The organism is Pseudomonas sp. Marseille-QA0892 (genome assembly GCF_054950135.1).
The window spans coordinates 3,525,819-3,542,346 of record NZ_CM143104.1 but is presented as its reverse complement, the minus strand read 5'-3'; the positions used below and the strand labels follow the sequence as shown (position 1 = coordinate 3,542,346).

Below are 16,528 nucleotides of genomic sequence, written 5' to 3'. Positions count from 1 at the left end.
CCGCAAGGATGACTGAGACGAGGTGTAGTGTTCTTGTAGGGCGGGTCGGCCGAAGGCTTGGCCCGCCGGTATTACGGTTGCGGCAACAGGGGTATCAGCGATACACCGGATAGTCCGCGCAGAGGCCCGAGACCTGACGAGCGATCTGCGCTTCCACGTCGGCATCGCCCAGGTGGTCCAGCACATCGCAGATCCAGCCGGCCAGTGCCTCGCTTTGTGTTTCCTTGAGGCCACGCGTCGTGATTGCCGGCGTGCCGATGCGTATGCCGGATGTCACGAACGGTGATTGTGGGTCGTTCGGCACCGCGTTCTTGTTGACGGTGATCCCGGCGCGGCCCAACGCGGCATCTGCGTCCTTGCCTGTCAGGCCTTGCTTTATCAGCGACAGCAGGAAGAGGTGGTTGTCGGTACCACCGGAGACCACGTCATAACCGCGGGAGACGAACACGCCCGCCATCGCCTGGGCATTCTTGATGACCTGCGCCTGGTAGTCCTTGAAGCCCGGTTCCATGGCTTCCTTGAAGCACACGGCCTTCCCGGCGATCACATGCATCAGAGGGCCGCCTTGCGCACCGGGGAACACGGCCGAATTGAGCTTCTTCTCGATCTCTTCGTTGCTGCGGGCCAGGATCAGGCCGCCACGCGGACCACGCAGGGTCTTGTGGGTCGTGGTCGTGACCACGTCGGCGAACGGGATCGGGTTCGGGTACAGGCCGGCAGCGACCAGACCGGCTACGTGCGCCATGTCCACGAAGAGGTAAGCGCCAACCTTGTCCGCAATTTCACGGAAGCGTGCGAAGTCGAGCGTCTTGGAGTAGGCAGAGAAGCCTGCGACGACCATTTTCGGCTTGTGCTCGAGTGCGAGGCGTTCAATCTCGTCGTAGTCGAGCAGGCCGGTCTCGGGATTCAGTCCATATTGCACGGCGTTATAGAGCTTGCCCGAGCTGCTGACCTTGGCGCCGTGAGTCAGGTGGCCGCCGTGCGCGAGGCTCATGCCGAGGAGCGTGTCGCCGGGCTGGAGCAACGCAAGGTAGACCGCCGAGTTGGCGGACGAACCCGAGTGCGGCTGGACGTTGGCATAGTCGGCGCCGAAGAGCGTCTTGGCGCGCTCGATGGCGATGGCCTCGACCTTGTCCACGTACTCACAGCCGCCATAGTAGCGCTTGCCTGGATAGCCTTCGGCGTACTTGTTTGTCAGGTCGCTGCCTTGCGCTTCCATCACCCGACGGCTCGTGTAGTTCTCCGAGGCGATCAGTTCGATGTGATCTTCCTGGCGGCGAGATTCCTCGCTCATCGCCTGGAACAATGCGTCGTCATAGCCCTGAATCTGGTCATGCTTGCTGAACATCGAAAGTCTCCTCGCGGCAGTGAGCGCGGTGCGCCGGACGCTGCCTCCCTTGGGGGCTGCAGCGTTATTGGTCCATGTGCGGCGATGGTATGTCTGCGCCTATGCAGCGAGATGCCTATGGACGCCACGAGCGCATTCGTTTGCGACATGGAATGTCGCTCTCGGCAAACCCGCTCATCAGGGAGGCGGTCTAGACGACCGGCAGGAAAAGGCTTGCGATACCGGCCAGGACGAACAGGTGGGCCGGGTAGAAGAGGTAGGCCCAGCGGCCTACTGGCGGGACCTTGAAGGGGATTCGACAGCGCAGCAGCCAGATACCCAGCACTGGCGGCAGGCCACACAGTGCGATCACGACCCAGGCTGACAGGTCGCCCCGGCCGGCCGCTTCGTAGATGTCCGGCCAGTAGTTGGCGGCCAGGCACGGCACGATGGGCAACACCCAGCACTGTCTGGGGCGTAACAGCGCGTAATAGCACGCCGGAATGAGCAGCATGCCTGGTGCGCCGTATTGAAGGTACTCACCAAAATAGAGCCCGGTGGCAAGCGCGGCGGTGCCGACGGGAACGGCCCAGCCCTTGGGATGCGCAATGGTGTGAGTCACCAGCAGGCCCAGGGCGAGGGTGGGCATGATGTTGATGGTCTGTGCGAAAGGCACCAGCAAGCGGTAGGGCCATTCAGACACCACGGAAAACACCAGCATCCAGCCCAGGTAACGCCACGGCAGGACGATGGATTCGTTGCGGGTGCGAGCGATGTTGGCTGCGATCGCGACGCAGAACAGCGGGAAGGACAGTCGGCCCGGTATGTAGGTCCAGTCGAAGCCCGGCGCGGCATAGCGCAGGTGATCGATGAGCATCGTGATGATTGCGAGCCACTTGATCAGGTCGAGGGCCGCGTCACGTGTATGGGCCGGAGCATGGGGTAGAGGTCGGCGTAACGACGCCAGGGAGGGCTGACTCATGAGCGGCGTACGCGAAGGGAGGGCCGGGTGCCCGGGTCGGCCCAGGCAGCCCGTCCGGCGCGCATCAGCGCTTGAGGTGCGAATTGCAGCTTGCCGAGGCGTTCATCAGACGCTGGCGCACTTCCGGGTTGGATGCACCCTGGCTGCCCATTTCCTGGACTTCTTTCTCGCTGAACTCGGAGCTCACGCGGTCGGCGGCGCACTCACAGTAGGCCTGCAATTGATCCGAGCCATGGCTGCCCTGCGCACCCGATACGCACTGCTGAACGAACGCGGAGCGCGCCTGGGGCGTCCAGTCCGCGGCGGCAGGCAATGCAAAGGCGAGCGCAGCACTGGCAGTAATCAACTTGAGGTAGCGCATGAAATCTTCCTGTTCCGTTGAATGAACCGATCGGCGTCGGTGTGTTTTGTGTGAGGCCCGTCAGGCGCCTGAGTTCCGCTTGAGGGCAAAACCGCCTCGCTTGCGGGTTGGCGAACGGCGGGGCGGGCAGTATGCCTCAATGGCCACACGTCGGGGCTTGGTTGAAGCTGCACGCTGCATCATCGGGATGGGAAGGGTATGACAACGCTCTTTGTCGGAGGAGGTTTCGCAAGGGGTGCCGTTGACGCCCCATCGAGCGGCTGCCCCGCCAAACTCCCCGAGCCGAGGGCGGCTGGACGCGCTAAAGTAACGGCTTTACTGCTTTTTATTTCAAAGGAACAAGCCATGCCTGATGCGTCCCAACAATTCGCCAGCGACAACTATTCGGGAATCTGCCCGGAAGCCTGGGCGGCGATGGCGGAGGCAAACCAGGGACATGCGCGGGCCTACGGCGACGATGACTGGACGGCGCGCGCGGCGGATCGCTTTCGCCAACTGTTCGAAACCGACTGTGAAGTGTTCTTCGCGTTCAACGGTACGGCGGCCAACTCGCTGGCGCTGGCCGCCCTTTGCCAGAGCTATCACAGCGTGATCTGCTCCGAGTCGGCCCACGTCGAGACGGACGAATGCGGCGCTCCGGAGTTCTTCTCCAACGGTTCCAAGTTGCTGGTGGCGCCAAGCCCTGACGGCAAGCTCACGCCGGATGCCGTTCGCCTGATCGCGACCAAGCGGCAGGACATCCACTACCCCAAGCCAAGGGTGGTTACGCTCACCCAGGCGACTGAGGTGGGGACGGTCTATCGGCCGGACGAGGTACGTGCGATCGCTGACGTGTGTAGCGACCTCGGCCTGCACGTGCACATGGATGGTGCGCGCTTTTCCAATGCCTGTGCCTTCCTCGGTTGTACCCCTGCCGAATTGACCTGGAAGGCCGGCGTCAATGTGCTCTGCTTCGGCGGGACGAAGAACGGCATGGCGGTGGGCGAGGCCATCGTGTTCTTCGACAAGGCGCTGGCCGAAGACTTCGATTACCGGTGCAAGCAGGCAGGCCAACTGGCATCCAAGATGCGCTTTCTCTCCGCGCCCTGGGTAGGGCTGCTGGAAAATGAGGCCTGGTTGCGTCATGCCCGTCATGCCAATGGCTGCGCGCAGGCGCTAGCGGCGCGTATTGCCGATATCCCTGGCATCCATCTCATGTCGCCCGTAGAGGCCAATGGCGTGTTCCTGCAGATGCCGGATGCCGCGCTCGAGGCACTGAGTGCACGGGGCTGGCGTTTCTACACGTTCATTGGAGGCGGTGCGCGGTTCATGTGCTCCTGGGATACGGACATGGAGCGGGTCGAAGCGCTCGCAGCGGACATTCGTCTTGTCATGCAATCCATCGCAGCATGACACCTTCGCCCGGCCACGCCACGCCGGAGCAGGTAATGGTGGGCGCGGTCGTGCCTGTGCTTCGCAGCTTCGATGAAGCCAAGGCCCGTGCGTTCTATTGCGACTTTCTGGGCTTCGAGGTGCGCTGGACCCACCGGTACGAGCCGTCATTGCCGCTCTATATGGAGGTGGCGCTCGGCAACTGCGTGCTGCATTTGAGCGAGCACCACGGCGATGCATGCCCGGGCGCGGCGCTGCGGATCGAGTGTGTGGACCTTGCGGGGTTCTGCGACCGCCTCAATGCGCGCCACTACGGAAACGCGCGCCCCGCTATCGAAGAGAAGCCATGGGGCTCACGCGAAATGAGCATTATCGATCCGTTCGGCAATCGCCTTGTTTTCACGGAAACCCATCCATGATCACCTGCTACCTGCGCTATACCCTCGATCCCTACAAGATCGAAGAGTTCGAACACTACGCGAAGCTGTGGATACCGCTCGTAAGCGCGTTCGGCGGCACGCATCACGGGTATTTCCTACCATCCGAGGGCGCCAACAACATCGCGCTGGCGCTGTTCTCATTTCCGTCTCTGGCGGAATACGAACGCTATCGTGCGGCCTCGATGGAGGATGAGGCCTGCCAGGCCGCATTTCGCTACGCCGAACAGACCCGATGCATCCTGCATTATGAGCGCAGTTTTATGAGGCCCGTCCTGGCGTGAGCCGATCACCTGCCTGAACCGTGTTCCCTTGGGCCTGTCTGCTATAGAACGTAACGTAAGCCGGAGAGAACAGACATGGCGCTCGACAATTCGAAGCTGGAATCGCTTCTGGACAAGGTCCATCAGCACGCAGGTGACGCGGTAGATGGCGTGGAGCGCGATTACCGCGATGCATTTCTCGCTGCGCACGAGGCGCTGTCCATGCTCATGGACGAACGCAAGAACTGGCGCGAGATGGTCGCGCGGGCTACAGAGGAATACCAGGGCGACGAAGGCATCTGACGGCTCGGTCCAGGCGCGCTTGTAGCAGCCGCCGCCGTTTCGACCTTGCGGACCGTCGAGTAGGGTGGGCTTCAGCCCACCGAAGGCCATGGGCATAACCCGCGCTTAGCGTAATGGGGCTGCGCCGTGCCAGGCGCCGTGTAGCCTGTGCGTGGTTTTCTACACAAACAAAAACGCCCCGACATGTCGGGGCGTTTTCGTTCAACTCCGGATCAGACGCTGTAGTACAGGTCGTATTCCAGCGGGTGCACGAAGGTGCGGACCTTGATCTCTTCCTCGGACTTCAACTCGATGTAGGCATCGATGAACTCGTCGGTGAAGACGCCGCCCTTGGTGAGGAACGCACGGCCCTTGTCCAGCTCTTCCAGGGCTTCCTTCAGGCTGCCGCAAACCTGCGGGATCTTCTTGCCTTCTTCCGGCGGCAGGTCGTACAGGTTCTTGTCGGCTGCATCGCCAGGGTGGATCTTGTTCTGGATGCCGTCCAGACCGGCCATCAGCAGTGCAGCGAAGCACAGGTAGGGGTTGGCAGCCGGGTCCGGGAAACGCGCTTCGATACGACGGCCTTTCGGGCTGGAAACATACGGAATACGGATCGAGGCCGAACGGTTACGGGCCGAGTACGCCAGCATGACCGGTGCTTCGAAACCTGGGACCAGACGCTTGTAGGAGTTGGTCGACGGGTTGGTGAAGCCGTTCAGCGCCTTGCCGTGCTTGATGATGCCGCCGATGAAGTACAGGGCGGTTTCGGACAGGCCAGCGTAGCCGTCGCCTGCGAAGGTGTTCTTGCCGTCCTTCGAGATGGACATGTGGACGTGCATGCCCGAGCCGTTGTCACCGTACAGCGGCTTCGGCATGAAGGTAGCGGTCTTGCCGTATGCGTCAGCAACGTTGTGTACGCAGTACTTCAGGGTCTGGGTTTCGTCAGCCTTGGCAACGAGCGTGTTGAACTTCACACCGATCTCGTTCTGGCCGGCAGTCGCCACTTCGTGGTGGTGGACTTCGACGACGAGGCCCATCTCTTCCAGGGCGTTGCACATGGCGGTGCGGATTTCGTGGTCGTGGTCGACCGGCGGAACCGGGAAGTAACCACCCTTGACGCCTGGACGGTGGCCCTTGTTGCCCGTCTCGAAGTCAGCGTCGGTGTTCCAGGAAGCCTGCTCGGAGAAGATCTTGAACATCGAGCCGGAGATGTCGGACTTGAACTTCACTTCGTCGAAGATGAAGAACTCGGGCTCTGGACCAACGAATACGGTGTCACCGATACCAGTGGACTTCAGGTATTCCTCGGCGGCTTTGGCGATACCGCGGGGATCGCGCTCATAGGCCTGCATCGTGGACGGCTCGATGATGTCGCAAACCAGGATCAGCGTCGGCTCTTCGGTGAACGGATCCAGTACGGCGGTGCTGTCGTCCGGCATGAGGATCATGTCGGAGGCTTCAATGCCCTTCCAACCGGCAATGGAGGAGCCGTCGAACATCTTGCCATGTTCGAAGAAGTCTTCGTCCAGGGCGTCGCGGGCTGGCATGGTGACGTGCTGCTGCTTGCCCTTGGTATCGGTGAAGCGCAGGTCAACCCACTTCACGTCATGGTCTTTGATCAGTTGAACAGCCTTAGACATGTTGTCCTCCAGTTGGACGGGAGCCGGTCGTTGGGGCCCCCAATAAGTGCCTTGCGAACACCACCTCGACGCGGTGCCAGCTGGCACGAGAACGCCTCGGAAATGCCCTGAAGCCGGGCGGGATACTCCGCCAGAACGAGCTGCCTCACAAGGGAGCAATATGTATGCCAGTGCCCCGGAATGGGCTGCGACCCCGCAGCGTCCCGGTTGTGGCACGTTCAGCGGCACTACATCGGACCAGGTGCGCCTGTTTTTGGTGCAATGGATTGAGCGAGTGGGCACTTTTGGTGCGCTGGACCGCCGGTACATTCTTTTTGGTTAAAGCTTGAACAATTCCGCTATAATTCGCGCCCTTCTTTTTCTGGCGCCCAGGCTGCCCCGCTTTTGTCATGAAACTCGTCGTCAAAGTCTTTCCTGAAATCACGATCAAGAGCCGGCCGGTGCGCAAGCAGTTCATCCGACAGCTGGCAAAGAACGTGCGCACCGTGCTCAAGGGTCTGGACCCTGTGCTCGACGTGCAGGGCGAGTGGGACAATCTTGAGATCCAGACGGGCGTCAGCGAGCCCAAGGCATTGCAGGCGATCATCGAACGTCTCAAGTGCATGCCTGGTATCGCCCATTTCCTCGAAGTGCACGAATACCCGCTGGGCGACTTCGATGATGTCCTCGACAAGTGCCGTGCACACTTTGGCGAGCAGTTGCGCGGCAAGGTCTTCGCTGTGAAATGCAAGCGCGCCGGCAAGCATTCGTTCACCTCCATGGACATCGAGCGCTACGTCGGCAGCCATCTGCGCCGTGAGTTCGACGCGGCCGGTATCTCCTTGAAGCAGCCGGAAGTGGAAGTGCGCCTGGAAATTCGCCACGACCGGCTGTTCATCATCCATCGCCAACACAACGGCATCGGTGGCTATCCGCTGGGCTCGCTCGAACAGACGCTTGTGCTCATGTCCGGCGGCTTCGACTCCACGGTCGCTGCGTTCGAGATGATGCGCCGCGGCCTGCTGAGCCACTATTGCTTCTTCAATCTGGGTGGCCGCGCCCATGAACTGGGCGTCATGGAAGTGGCGCACCATCTTTGGGAGAAATACGGCAGTTCGCACCGCGTGCTGTTCATCAGCGTGCCGTTCGAAGAAGTCGTCGCCGAGATCCTCGACAAGGTGGACAACAGCCAGATGGGTGTCGTCCTCAAGCGCATGATGCTGCGTGCGGCGACACGGATCGCCGAGGACCTGCACATCGACGCGTTGGTTACCGGTGAGGCTATCTCACAGGTCTCCAGCCAGACGCTGCCGAACCTGTCCGTTATCGATTCCGCGACCGACATGCTGGTGCTGCGCCCACTGATCGCTGCGCACAAGCAGGACATCATCGACACGGCGTACGCCATCGGCACTGCCGAGTACGCCAAGCACATGCCCGAGTACTGCGGCGTCATTTCAGTCAACCCGACCACGCGCGCCAAGCGCGGCCGGATCGAGCATGAGGAATCCCATTTCGACATGGCGATTCTGGATCGCGCGCTCGAGCGTGCCCGTCGTGTCACGGTGGACCGCGTTATCGACGAGCTTGGGCAGGACCTGCAGGTCGAGGAAGTGCGCGAGGCGCTGCCGGGCCAGATCGTGCTGGATATCCGTCACCCCGACAGCAGCGAGGACGAGCCGCTCGAACTGGCTGGTGTCGAAGTCCAGCCGATGCCGTTCTATGCGATCAACAGCCGCTTCAAGGAGCTGGATGAAAATCGCCAGTACCTGCTGTATTGCGATAAAGGTGTCATGAGCCGCCTGCATGCTCATCACTTGCTCAACGAGGGGCATGCGAATGTGCGTGTGTATCGCCCGGCCTAGGCAGGCCGGCCTGCTGGGCGGCAGTATCCGCCACCGCCCTCCCGACCGTCCGGCTCTTTGATTGCAGTCGCGCTGCCCGGTGCGACGAATAGGCATGTATGGGTGCCGAGTACGGCTCGCGCCCCGTTTCGAATCTGGTCGGCACTCCAATCGCTGGCCGCTCCAAGAGAACACACTGTGATCGAAAAACTACGCAATATCGCCATCATCGCGCACGTCGACCATGGCAAGACCACGCTCGTAGACAAGCTGCTGAAGCTGTCTGGCACCCTGGATCGTAAAGAGCTCGAAAACGAGCGCGTCATGGACTCCAACGACCAGGAAAAAGAGCGCGGCATTACCATTCTGGCGAAGAACACCGCCCTGAAGTGGAACGGCTACGACATCAACATCGTCGACACCCCCGGGCACGCTGACTTCGGTGGCGAAGTCGAGCGCGTCATGTCGATGGTCGATTCCGTACTGCTGCTGGTCGATGCACAAGACGGCCCCATGCCGCAAACACGTTTCGTGACCCAGAAGGCGTTCAAAGCCGGCCTGCGTCCGATCGTTGTCGTGAACAAGGTCGACCGTCCGGGCGCGCGTCCTGACTGGGTCGTGGACCAGATCTTCGATCTGTTCGACAACCTAGGCGCTACCGATGAGCAGCTCGACTTCCCGATCGTCTATGCCAGCGCCCTGAACGGCATTGCCGGCGATGATCCTGCGAACATGGCCGACAACATGGATCCGCTGTTCCAGGCCATCGTCGACCATGTACCGGCCCCGACCGTTGACCTCGACGGCCCGTTCCAGATGCAGATCTCCCAGCTGGACTACAACAGCTTCTTGGGCGTCATCGGCATCGGCCGTATCGCGCGCGGCAAGATCAAGGCAAACAGCCCGGTCACTGCGATCGACGACGAAGGCAACAAGCGTAACGGCCGTATCCTGAAGATCATGGGCCACTCCGGCTTGCAGCGTGTTGAAGTCCAGGAAGCCCAGGCAGGCGATATCGTCTGCGTGAGCGGCATGGACGAGCTGTTCATCTCCGATACCCTGTGCGACCCACAGGCCGTCGAAGCGCTGCCGCCGCTCACCGTAGACCAGCCGACCGTTTCGATGACCTTCCAGGTCAACGATTCGCCGTTCGCAGGCAAGGAAGGTAAGTTCGTCACCAGCCGCAACATCAAGGACCGCCTGGACAAGGAGCTGCTGCACAACGTGGCGCTGCGTGTCGAGCAGGGCGACTCGCCCGAGAAGTTCAAGGTCTCCGGCCGTGGTGAGCTGCATCTTTCGGTACTGATCGAGAACATGCGCCGCGAAGGCTTCGAGCTGGCCGTCGGCCGTCCTGAAGTGGTCATCATCGAGAAGGATGGCGAGAAGCAGGAGCCTTACGAGAACGTCACCATCGACATCGAAGAGCAGAACCAGGGCTCGGTGATGGAGCAGATGGGTCTGCGCAAGGGTGATCTCACCAACATGATCCCCGACGGTAAGGGCCGTATTCGTCTCGAGTACACCATTCCGGCGCGTGGCCTGATCGGCTTCCGTAACAACTTCCTGACCCTGACCTCGGGCACGGGCATCCTGACCTCGACCTTCAGCCACTACGGCCCGATCAAGGCCGGCGAAGTCACCAACCGTCAGAACGGTGTGCTGGTTTCGATGGCTACCGGTACGGCGCTGACCTACTCGCTGGAAACCCTGCAGAGCCGCGGCAAGCTGTTCCTGGCACCGGGCGACGAGATCTACGAAGGCCAGCTGTGCGGCATCAACAGCCGTGACAACGACCTCGTGCTCAACCCCACCAAGGGCAAGAAGCTCGACAACATGCGTGCATCGGGCAAGGACGAAGTCATCGCCCTGGTTCCGCCGATCAAGTTCACCCTCGAGCAGGCGTTGGAATTCATCGCCGACGACGAGCTGGTGGAAGTGACGCCGAAGTCGATCCGCCTGCGCAAGAAGCTGCTGAACGAGAACGACCGCAAGCGCTACGAGCGCAGCAAGGTCTGATTCGGATCCATCAGAACGAAAAGCCCCGCCCGGAGTGATCCGCGCGGGGCTTTTTCATGCAGGGCCTATCGTCAGCTCTTCGAGAGCTCGGCCGCCCGGCTGATGGCCTTGGTGAACCCGCTCAGCGAGAAACCGAGGGTCACCTCCTCACCCGCGTCGGACGTGACCGTCACATTCAGCTTGTTGCCTTTGCGAAGGTCGCCGGCAAGCTTCTGATCGAAGCGGATCGGCAGAATGCAACCGATGGGCAGGCACGTGCGGAAGGGCAGGGCGCCGCTGGCGGTCCCGTTGTCGATACGCAGGTTGACCCCCTTTTGCAGTGACAGCCCGAACGGCAGGATGAATGTTGCCTGGACTTCCTGGCCGTCCGGAATCATCTCGACGGCCATGACGCGCTGCTTGGCGTCCTGGTTGGTCTGTTCCTGCGAGATCACGCACAGTTTGCGCTGCGGCGGTGGGTTGTTACCTTGCGCTGGGCCGGTTGGTACCATGCCACAGCGAAGCTGCCAGTCGCCGTGTGTCTCCTGCTGGATGTTCTGATTGCCGCCCGGCGCTGGGTTAGCGCCGCCGGCACCACCGGGAGGTGGGGGCGTCTGCGCCAGTGCGTGGGGCGTCATGGCCAGCGCTAGCAGGCTGGCGAAGCCAAGGGCGCCGCATTTGAGGGCTTGCAGTTTCATGGGCAGGTCTCTGTCGACTGTCTGTGAGTGGTGTCCCGCGAGTCAGCGTGACTCGGTGGAAGGACGCTCGCGCATGCTCGGTATGGCGGGTTTGTGCCGCGCTGTGTTGAGCGTGGGCTGGACGAGCTTCGCCATGCTCCGGTCATGCAGGGGTACCAGCAGCGTCATGGCCATGAATGCACCGAACAGGGCGCAGGCCATATCCGCCTGGGTATCCCATTCGTCACCTTGCATGCCAAGAAATTCCTCAGCGCTCTGCCCAAGCGTAATCGCAGCGACCCATTCGGCCAGTTCATATACGGCGCTCACGGCCATGGCAACGCAGATGCAAAGGAAAGGAAGCAGGCGCCGGCCACGAACGCGTTCGCCACGTAGCAGCCATTCACGAGCCAGGATAGCGGGGATGATGCCCTGTAAGACATGGCCAACCCGGTCGTAATGGTTCCGCGAGAGCCCAAAGGTGTCCCTCGCCCAGTTGCCAACCGGGACATGGGCGAACCCGTAATGCGCACCGATGACCAGGGCCAGCCCACCGAGGGCAAGAAGGCCATAGGCGAACGTACTGAAGCCGAAGTGGCGATGCGTGCACAGGATGATGGCGGCAATCGCAAGGACCGGGCTGGCCTCGAGCAGCCAGGTTGTCCGGTCCATGGGGTCGAGTGCGGACAGAAGCAATACACCCATTACGGCAATAAAAAGGAAAGCGAGCGTATAGGTGCGGGCCATGCGTCAACTCGCTCGTCAGCGTTTGCGACGTAGCAGTGCGTAGGTCGCTATGGCGGCGGCCGCTACGATGGCCGACGTCGCGAGTGGGTGTTGGCTCATGCGCGTCGTCGGGCTGAAGGGAACCGTCGGGCCGGGATACCGACCGCGCGTACGCAATTCCTCGTTCCAGCGTTCACCGGCTTGTCGGTAAAACGTACCGCGCGGGTTTCGATCAGGGCGCCCGCTTCTGATCCAATCGTAGATGACGTTGCTTTGCAGCCAGTCCAGAAATCGCGGGGCGTGGCGCGACAGGTTGGTCAGCGTACGTGCGTTGCCTACGTACACGTCACGCTGGGGATTCTCCGCCGCGTCCAGTATCGCCTCAGCCACGACTTCCGGTGCATACACGGGCGGTGGCAGCGTAGGCGCGCTCGAGAGCTCGTTCTTCGAGTGATCGATGAATTGCGTGTCGGTCGACGTGGGTCGGACGAGTGTGACCGACACGGGTGCGGCACTTTTCTTCAGTTCGATACGCAAGGTGTCAGTCAGCGCCTTGATGGCGTGCTTGCTGGCGCTGTAGCTCGCGTGGAAGGGCAGGGGCGTCTCGGACTCGACGCTTCCAATATTGATAATCGCACCGCCTTTTCCGCGCAGATGCGCCATGGCGATGATTGAGCCATAAAACGTGCCCCAGAAATTGGTCTCCATCACGCGACGGTGGTCCTGTTCGTCAACCTGATCCAGGCGGCCCCAGACGGACACCCCGGCGTTGTTGATCCAGGTATCGAAGCCGCCGAAGCGGTACAGCGTATCGGCCGCGACCCGTTCCAGATCCTCGCGATTGGCAACGTCTGCGACGACATGGATGACCCGGTCCCCTCGGCTGTCCAGGCGCTGTTCGATCTCCGCCAACGCCTCTTCGTTTCGGGAGACCAGCACTACACGCGCTCCTGCCCGAACGGCGCCTTCGGCCGTTGCAAGGCCAATACCGCTCGAGGCACCGGTGATCACGATGACCTGTTCACTGAGGGGCTTGAGCTTCGGTTTCATTGCATGGCCTCGGGCGGTTGACGTAGTTAGAGGGTAGAAGCGAGGCGTCCGCCACGGGTTCCCAGCGAAGGACCGATGGCGGTGTGCGCATGCGTCTCAAGGCGTTTCCGCAACGAACCTGAAAAGGGCCAGACGGGTCATCAGAACGTAGCGGACTCGCCCGGAGCACCTCATGACTCGTCGAACATTGATTTCCCTTGGAAGCATCAACGCCGATTTCCAGGTGCGACTGGATGAGCCGCCCGGCTCGCAAGAGACGTTGCTGGCGCACGACTTTTCACGCTTCGCCGGCGGCAAGGCCGCCAACGTGGCCTACCTCGGCGCGCGCTTCGGCCACAGCAGCCATCTGCTCGGGTGTATCGGCGATGATGGACTGGCGGATAAGACGCTCGCCGCGCTAGTGGACGCGGGTGCCGATGTCGACCGGGTGCATACGGTGAGCGGCCAGGCGACAGGCGTTTCGATGATCATGGTCCCGCCGGACGGTAAGAAACAGATCGTCCTGGCGACCAACGCCAACGATCAGTGGCCTGAGGAGGCGGTCCGGCAGGCGGTCGACGCGATCGAATCTGCTGCGTTGCCGGCATGCCTGGTGCTGGATTACGAAGTGCCCGCGGCCGTGGTGCGTCGCGCCGTTGACGCTGCTCGCAAGCGCGACATTCCGGTGATTCTGGATCCCTCCTTTCCGGATCGGGTTGAGCCGGAACTGCTGTCTTCGTTCCATGCGCTGACGCCGAATCCGGACGAAGCGGGCGGCCTGGTCGGCCTAGAGGTTGAGTCGCTGCAGGACGCCGCGCGCGCGGCACGGCAGTTGCGTGATGAAAAGGGCGTCGAGGTCGTGTGTATCAAGCTGGGTGATGGTGGTTGCGTGCTGGCCGCGCCCGACACGCTTGTCCACGTGCCCGCTGATGACGTCGATGTCGTCGACAGCACGGGCGCAGGCGATGCGTTTACAGGCGTATTCGCGATCGCGTTGCTTGAGGGCGAGTCTCCCAGGACGGCTGCCGCTTGGGGGGTGGCGGCGGCTAATCACGCCGTGACGGGCTATGGCTCGCAGCCTGCCTACCCCAGTCGCGAGCAACTGCTGCAGCGGGCGCAAGGCATCCTGCAGCGGATCGAAGCGCTCGATGCGTAGTGCCCCTGTGGAGGTGCGGTTCGATCATTTCGATGCCGAGGATGAGCGGCGCCGAACCTCGCTACTTGCGCTGGGAAACGGCGTGCTTTCGCTTCGGCCTGCCGCGCCCGAAGCGTCACGAGAGGCGCCGGCCGTCGATGACGCGCATTACGCAGGCTTCTACCATGCCGGCTGGTACGACGATGCGCCTCGACTGGTCAACGGGCGGGTCACCGATGTCGCAGCGCTGGTGAATCTTCCACAACCCTTTGGCCTCAGCCTGCGGCTGAACGGCGGAACCTGGTTCTCGCCCGCCCAAGCCCACCGACGTTACGAGCAGTCGCTGAAGATGGAGGACGGGATTGTCGAGCGACAAATGACCTTCGAACTCGATGGTCATGCGGTGTCGTTATGCGAGACCTGGCTCGTGGACATGGCTGATGGCGCCTTCGCCGCCGTGGGCTGGACGATCAGACTACCCGAGGGTGTCGAGCACTGTGATATCCAGACGGGACTGGACGCGCGCGTCGCCAACGCCGCGATACCGCGCAGCGGTCCCTACGAAGGGCAACGATTACAGGACATCGAGGTAGAGACGCACGGTTCCGGTGAGGCGAGCGCGAGCGCGGCCTTGCACGATCGCGCCTTTCACATGGCGATGGCCATGCGGGCGCGTGTCACACCTGATGCGCAATTGCTGGGCACCGAGTCCGGGCCTGACCATGTTCGTTTCGTGCTCCGCTGTTGCAGGCCCGCTGATGGACTCGTGCGAATCGACGTCACCGCTGCGGTAGCGGTCGACGAGGCGTTGCGCAGTGGTGGCAAGGAAGCCCGTGAGACTGTCCGCTGCCGCTTGCCGGTAGAGGCATTCGAATCACTTCGGGCGCGCCATGGCGCTGCCTGGGCATCGCTGTGGCAGCGCATGCCGCTGCATGTCGAGCCTCAGTGGGAACGCCCATTGCGGTTGCATGCGTTTCACCTCTTGCAGGCAGCATCGCCACATAGCGCGCGCCTGGATGTAGGGCTACCACCAAAGGGTTGGCAGGAGGGGTATTACGGGCAGGTGTTCTGGGACGAAATCTTCGCCTTTCCGTTTCTTGCGACCCGCTTTCCGGAAATTGCCCGCGGCTTGCTGCGCTACCGCCATCGTCGGCTGCCGGCCGCGCGTGAGCATGCCGCTGCGGCCGGCCTTCGCGGTGCAATGTTCCCATGGCGAAGCGGGCGTACTGGGCTCGAGGAAACACCGCCCTATCAATTCAATCCGCTATCAGGCAAGTGGATGCCTGATCACACCTATCTCCAACGCCATATCGGCGCGGCGATTGCGTACGACGCGTGGACTGTCTTTCTGGCAACGGATGATCTGGACGTCCTGGCCAATGAAGCCGGTGAGCTGATTCTGGAGATCGCACGCTTCTGGGCATCGGTCGCCACCTTCGATAGCAGTAAAGCGCGGTATGTGATCACCGGCGTGATCGGGCCGGACGAATACCACAATGCCTATCCAGGTGCGGCCGAACCCGGGCTCGACAACAACGCCTATACGAACGTGATGGCGGTCTGGACAATCTGCCGGGGGTTCGATGTGTTGGCAGCGCTGCCGGACGGCGGCCAGGCGCTATGCGCAAGGCTCGGAATCGACGAGCAGGAGCTGGCCCAGTGGGAAGACGTAAGTCGGCGGATGTACGTGCCCCTGCTATCCGACGGTGTCGTGGAGCAATTCGACGGCTTCGACCGCTTGCAGCCGCCGAACCCTGCTTGGCTGGAGGACGGCCGTCCGCGTCTGGACTGGTGGCTGAATGCAAAAGGCGACAGCTGCGACCGCTACCAGCTGACCAAACAGGCGGATGTGCTGATGCTGGCGTACCTGTTTACGCCACATGAACTGGAAGCATTGTTCGCTCGACTAGGGTACGTGCTGGACGATGACGCGGCGCGACGCACCGTCGAGTACTACATGGCACGTATCACTCACGAGTCCAGCCTTTCAACGGTTGTTTGCGCGGGCGCGCTGGCCAGGATCGACCCCGCCGCATCCTGGGCATGCTTTCGTGAATGCCTCGACGTCGATCTGGCGGCCCCGCCTGAAGGGGGCACCCGGGAAGGGATCCATCTAGGAGCCATGGCGGGTTCGCTGGACGTCCTGCAGCGGCACTATTGCGGGCTTTATCTCTGTGCGGACGGCCTCCACCTCGATCCCGCGCCACCCGCTGCGTTGGGAGATGTGCGTTTCGAGCTTCGATTCCGGGGCGCTCTGTTGCACGTCCATTTGGGGGGTGAGCGGCTGAGGCTGAGCGTACAAGAGGGTAGTGCACGGGCGATCGAGGTGAACTGTCGCGGCGACCGCCAGACATTGCAGCCCGGCGGGGTGCTGGACATCCGCTGTACCAGAGGCGGCTGATTGCTCCTTTTCGAAGCATTTCACTGCCTCTGGTCCCACCCGTTGCACTGCTTTGAGGCGTTTTGGAACAGGGTTTTCC

At 62.0% G+C, this 16,528-nt stretch carries 15 protein-coding genes; 8 read left to right on the top strand and 7 right to left on the bottom strand.

The genetic code is table 11. The features are described from left to right. Positions 1–94 precede the first annotated feature (94 nt). From glyA to ACY8D3_RS16500, 3 genes are all read right to left on the bottom strand, one after another. Entirely contained in the window at positions 95–1,348 is a 1,254-nt protein-coding gene (gene glyA, locus ACY8D3_RS16510) for a serine hydroxymethyltransferase (RefSeq protein WP_462379895.1), read from the bottom strand. A 190-nt stretch (positions 1,349–1,538) separates the two neighbouring features. Further along, on the bottom strand, positions 1,539–2,309 hold the full coding sequence (locus ACY8D3_RS16505) for a TraX family protein (protein ID WP_462379894.1): 771 nt from the start codon (positions 2,307–2,309) through the stop codon (positions 1,539–1,541). A 64-nt stretch (positions 2,310–2,373) separates the two neighbouring features. Then, on the bottom strand, positions 2,374–2,670 hold the full coding sequence (locus tag ACY8D3_RS16500; protein WP_462379893.1) for a hypothetical protein: 297 nt from the start codon (positions 2,668–2,670) through the stop codon (positions 2,374–2,376). Positions 2,671–3,015: 345 nt separating this feature from the next. Here ACY8D3_RS16500 and ACY8D3_RS16495 point away from each other — a divergent pair, with 345 nt between their 5' ends. The 4 genes from ACY8D3_RS16495 (at position 3,016) to ACY8D3_RS16480 (ending at position 5,044) form a co-directional block, all read left to right on the top strand. Next, positions 3,016–4,062, top strand: coding sequence for a threonine aldolase family protein (locus tag ACY8D3_RS16495; protein ID WP_462379892.1), 1,047 nt, complete (start codon positions 3,016–3,018; stop codon positions 4,060–4,062). After that, the gene (locus tag ACY8D3_RS16490; protein ID WP_462379891.1) at positions 4,059–4,460 is read left to right on the top strand and encodes a glyoxalase superfamily protein; all 402 of its coding nucleotides are present in this window, start codon (positions 4,059–4,061) and stop codon (positions 4,458–4,460) included. Before ACY8D3_RS16495 ends, ACY8D3_RS16490 begins: the two co-directional genes overlap by 4 nt. Further along, a complete protein-coding gene (locus tag ACY8D3_RS16485) occupies positions 4,457–4,762 on the top strand; it encodes an NIPSNAP family protein (protein WP_462379890.1) in 306 nt (101 codons plus the stop codon). Before ACY8D3_RS16490 ends, ACY8D3_RS16485 begins: the two co-directional genes overlap by 4 nt. A 75-nt stretch (positions 4,763–4,837) precedes the next feature. Beyond that, positions 4,838–5,044 (top strand): hypothetical protein, encoded by a 207-nt coding sequence (locus ACY8D3_RS16480; protein WP_462379889.1) that lies wholly within the window; start codon positions 4,838–4,840, stop codon positions 5,042–5,044. A 212-nt stretch (positions 5,045–5,256) separates the two neighbouring features. Here ACY8D3_RS16480 and glnA read toward each other — a convergent pair whose 3' ends face one another. Further along, on the bottom strand, positions 5,257–6,663 hold the full coding sequence (gene glnA / locus ACY8D3_RS16475; protein WP_462379888.1) for a glutamate--ammonia ligase: 1,407 nt from the start codon (positions 6,661–6,663) through the stop codon (positions 5,257–5,259). A gap of 389 nt (positions 6,664–7,052) precedes the next feature. On the opposite strand from glnA, the gene thiI reads away from it, so the two are divergent. Further along, positions 7,053–8,507 carry a tRNA uracil 4-sulfurtransferase ThiI gene (gene thiI, locus ACY8D3_RS16470; protein ID WP_462379887.1) on the top strand — a complete coding sequence of 485 codons (1,455 nt, stop codon included), beginning with the start codon at positions 7,053–7,055 and terminating at the stop codon, positions 8,505–8,507. A gap of 177 nt (positions 8,508–8,684) precedes the next feature. Beyond that, positions 8,685–10,502 carry a translational GTPase TypA gene (gene typA, locus ACY8D3_RS16465; RefSeq protein ID WP_462379886.1) on the top strand — a complete coding sequence of 606 codons (1,818 nt, stop codon included), beginning with the start codon at positions 8,685–8,687 and terminating at the stop codon, positions 10,500–10,502. 71 nt (positions 10,503–10,573) lie between these two features. Here typA and ACY8D3_RS16460 read toward each other — a convergent pair whose 3' ends face one another. The 3 genes from ACY8D3_RS16460 to ACY8D3_RS16450 are packed head-to-tail and all read right to left on the bottom strand — an operon-like array spanning position 10,574 to position 12,934. Next, positions 10,574–11,179, bottom strand: coding sequence for an invasion associated locus B family protein (locus ACY8D3_RS16460; protein ID WP_462379885.1), 606 nt, complete (start codon positions 11,177–11,179; stop codon positions 10,574–10,576). Between the two features lie 42 nt (positions 11,180–11,221). Further along, positions 11,222–11,905: a DUF2238 domain-containing protein gene (locus tag ACY8D3_RS16455; RefSeq protein WP_462379884.1), complete on the bottom strand. Its 684-nt coding sequence runs from the start codon at positions 11,903–11,905 to the stop codon at positions 11,222–11,224. Between the two features lie 15 nt (positions 11,906–11,920). Then, on the bottom strand, positions 11,921–12,934 hold the full coding sequence (locus ACY8D3_RS16450; protein ID WP_462379882.1) for an SDR family oxidoreductase: 1,014 nt from the start codon (positions 12,932–12,934) through the stop codon (positions 11,921–11,923). A gap of 172 nt (positions 12,935–13,106) precedes the next feature. Between ACY8D3_RS16450 and ACY8D3_RS16445 the strand changes: the two genes are divergently transcribed. Next, positions 13,107–14,069, top strand: a complete 963-nt coding sequence (locus tag ACY8D3_RS16445; protein ID WP_462379881.1) for a PfkB family carbohydrate kinase — start codon at positions 13,107–13,109, stop codon at positions 14,067–14,069. Next, a complete protein-coding gene (locus ACY8D3_RS16440) occupies positions 14,062–16,449 on the top strand; it encodes a glycosyl hydrolase family 65 protein (protein ID WP_462379880.1) in 2,388 nt (795 codons plus the stop codon). The genes ACY8D3_RS16445 and ACY8D3_RS16440 overlap by 8 nt, the downstream gene beginning before the upstream one ends. Positions 16,450–16,528 lie beyond the last annotated feature (79 nt).

What these genes read in the sequence shown, in the direction of transcription:
- glyA (WP_462379895.1), bottom strand. Translation starts at nt 1,348, where the DNA reads ATGTTCAGCAAGCATGACCAGATTCAGGGCTATGACGACGCATTGTTC.
- ACY8D3_RS16505 (WP_462379894.1), bottom strand. Translation starts at nt 2,309, where the DNA reads ATGAGTCAGCCCTCCCTGGCGTCGTTACGCCGACCTCTACCCCATGCT.
- ACY8D3_RS16500 (WP_462379893.1), bottom strand. Translation starts at nt 2,670, where the DNA reads ATGCGCTACCTCAAGTTGATTACTGCCAGTGCTGCGCTCGCCTTTGCA.
- ACY8D3_RS16495 (WP_462379892.1), top strand. Translation starts at nt 3,016, where the DNA reads ATGCCTGATGCGTCCCAACAATTCGCCAGCGACAACTATTCGGGAATC.
- ACY8D3_RS16490 (WP_462379891.1), top strand. Translation starts at nt 4,059, where the DNA reads ATGACACCTTCGCCCGGCCACGCCACGCCGGAGCAGGTAATGGTGGGC.
- ACY8D3_RS16485 (WP_462379890.1), top strand. Translation starts at nt 4,457, where the DNA reads ATGATCACCTGCTACCTGCGCTATACCCTCGATCCCTACAAGATCGAA.
- ACY8D3_RS16480 (WP_462379889.1), top strand. Translation starts at nt 4,838, where the DNA reads ATGGCGCTCGACAATTCGAAGCTGGAATCGCTTCTGGACAAGGTCCAT.
- glnA (WP_462379888.1), bottom strand. Translation starts at nt 6,663, where the DNA reads ATGTCTAAGGCTGTTCAACTGATCAAAGACCATGACGTGAAGTGGGTT.
- thiI (WP_462379887.1), top strand. Translation starts at nt 7,053, where the DNA reads ATGAAACTCGTCGTCAAAGTCTTTCCTGAAATCACGATCAAGAGCCGG.
- ACY8D3_RS16460 (WP_462379885.1), bottom strand. Translation starts at nt 11,179, where the DNA reads ATGAAACTGCAAGCCCTCAAATGCGGCGCCCTTGGCTTCGCCAGCCTG.
- ACY8D3_RS16455 (WP_462379884.1), bottom strand. Translation starts at nt 11,905, where the DNA reads ATGGCCCGCACCTATACGCTCGCTTTCCTTTTTATTGCCGTAATGGGT.
- ACY8D3_RS16450 (WP_462379882.1), bottom strand. Translation starts at nt 12,934, where the DNA reads ATGAAACCGAAGCTCAAGCCCCTCAGTGAACAGGTCATCGTGATCACC.
- ACY8D3_RS16445 (WP_462379881.1), top strand. Translation starts at nt 13,107, where the DNA reads ATGACTCGTCGAACATTGATTTCCCTTGGAAGCATCAACGCCGATTTC.
- ACY8D3_RS16440 (WP_462379880.1), top strand. Translation starts at nt 14,062, where the DNA reads ATGCGTAGTGCCCCTGTGGAGGTGCGGTTCGATCATTTCGATGCCGAG.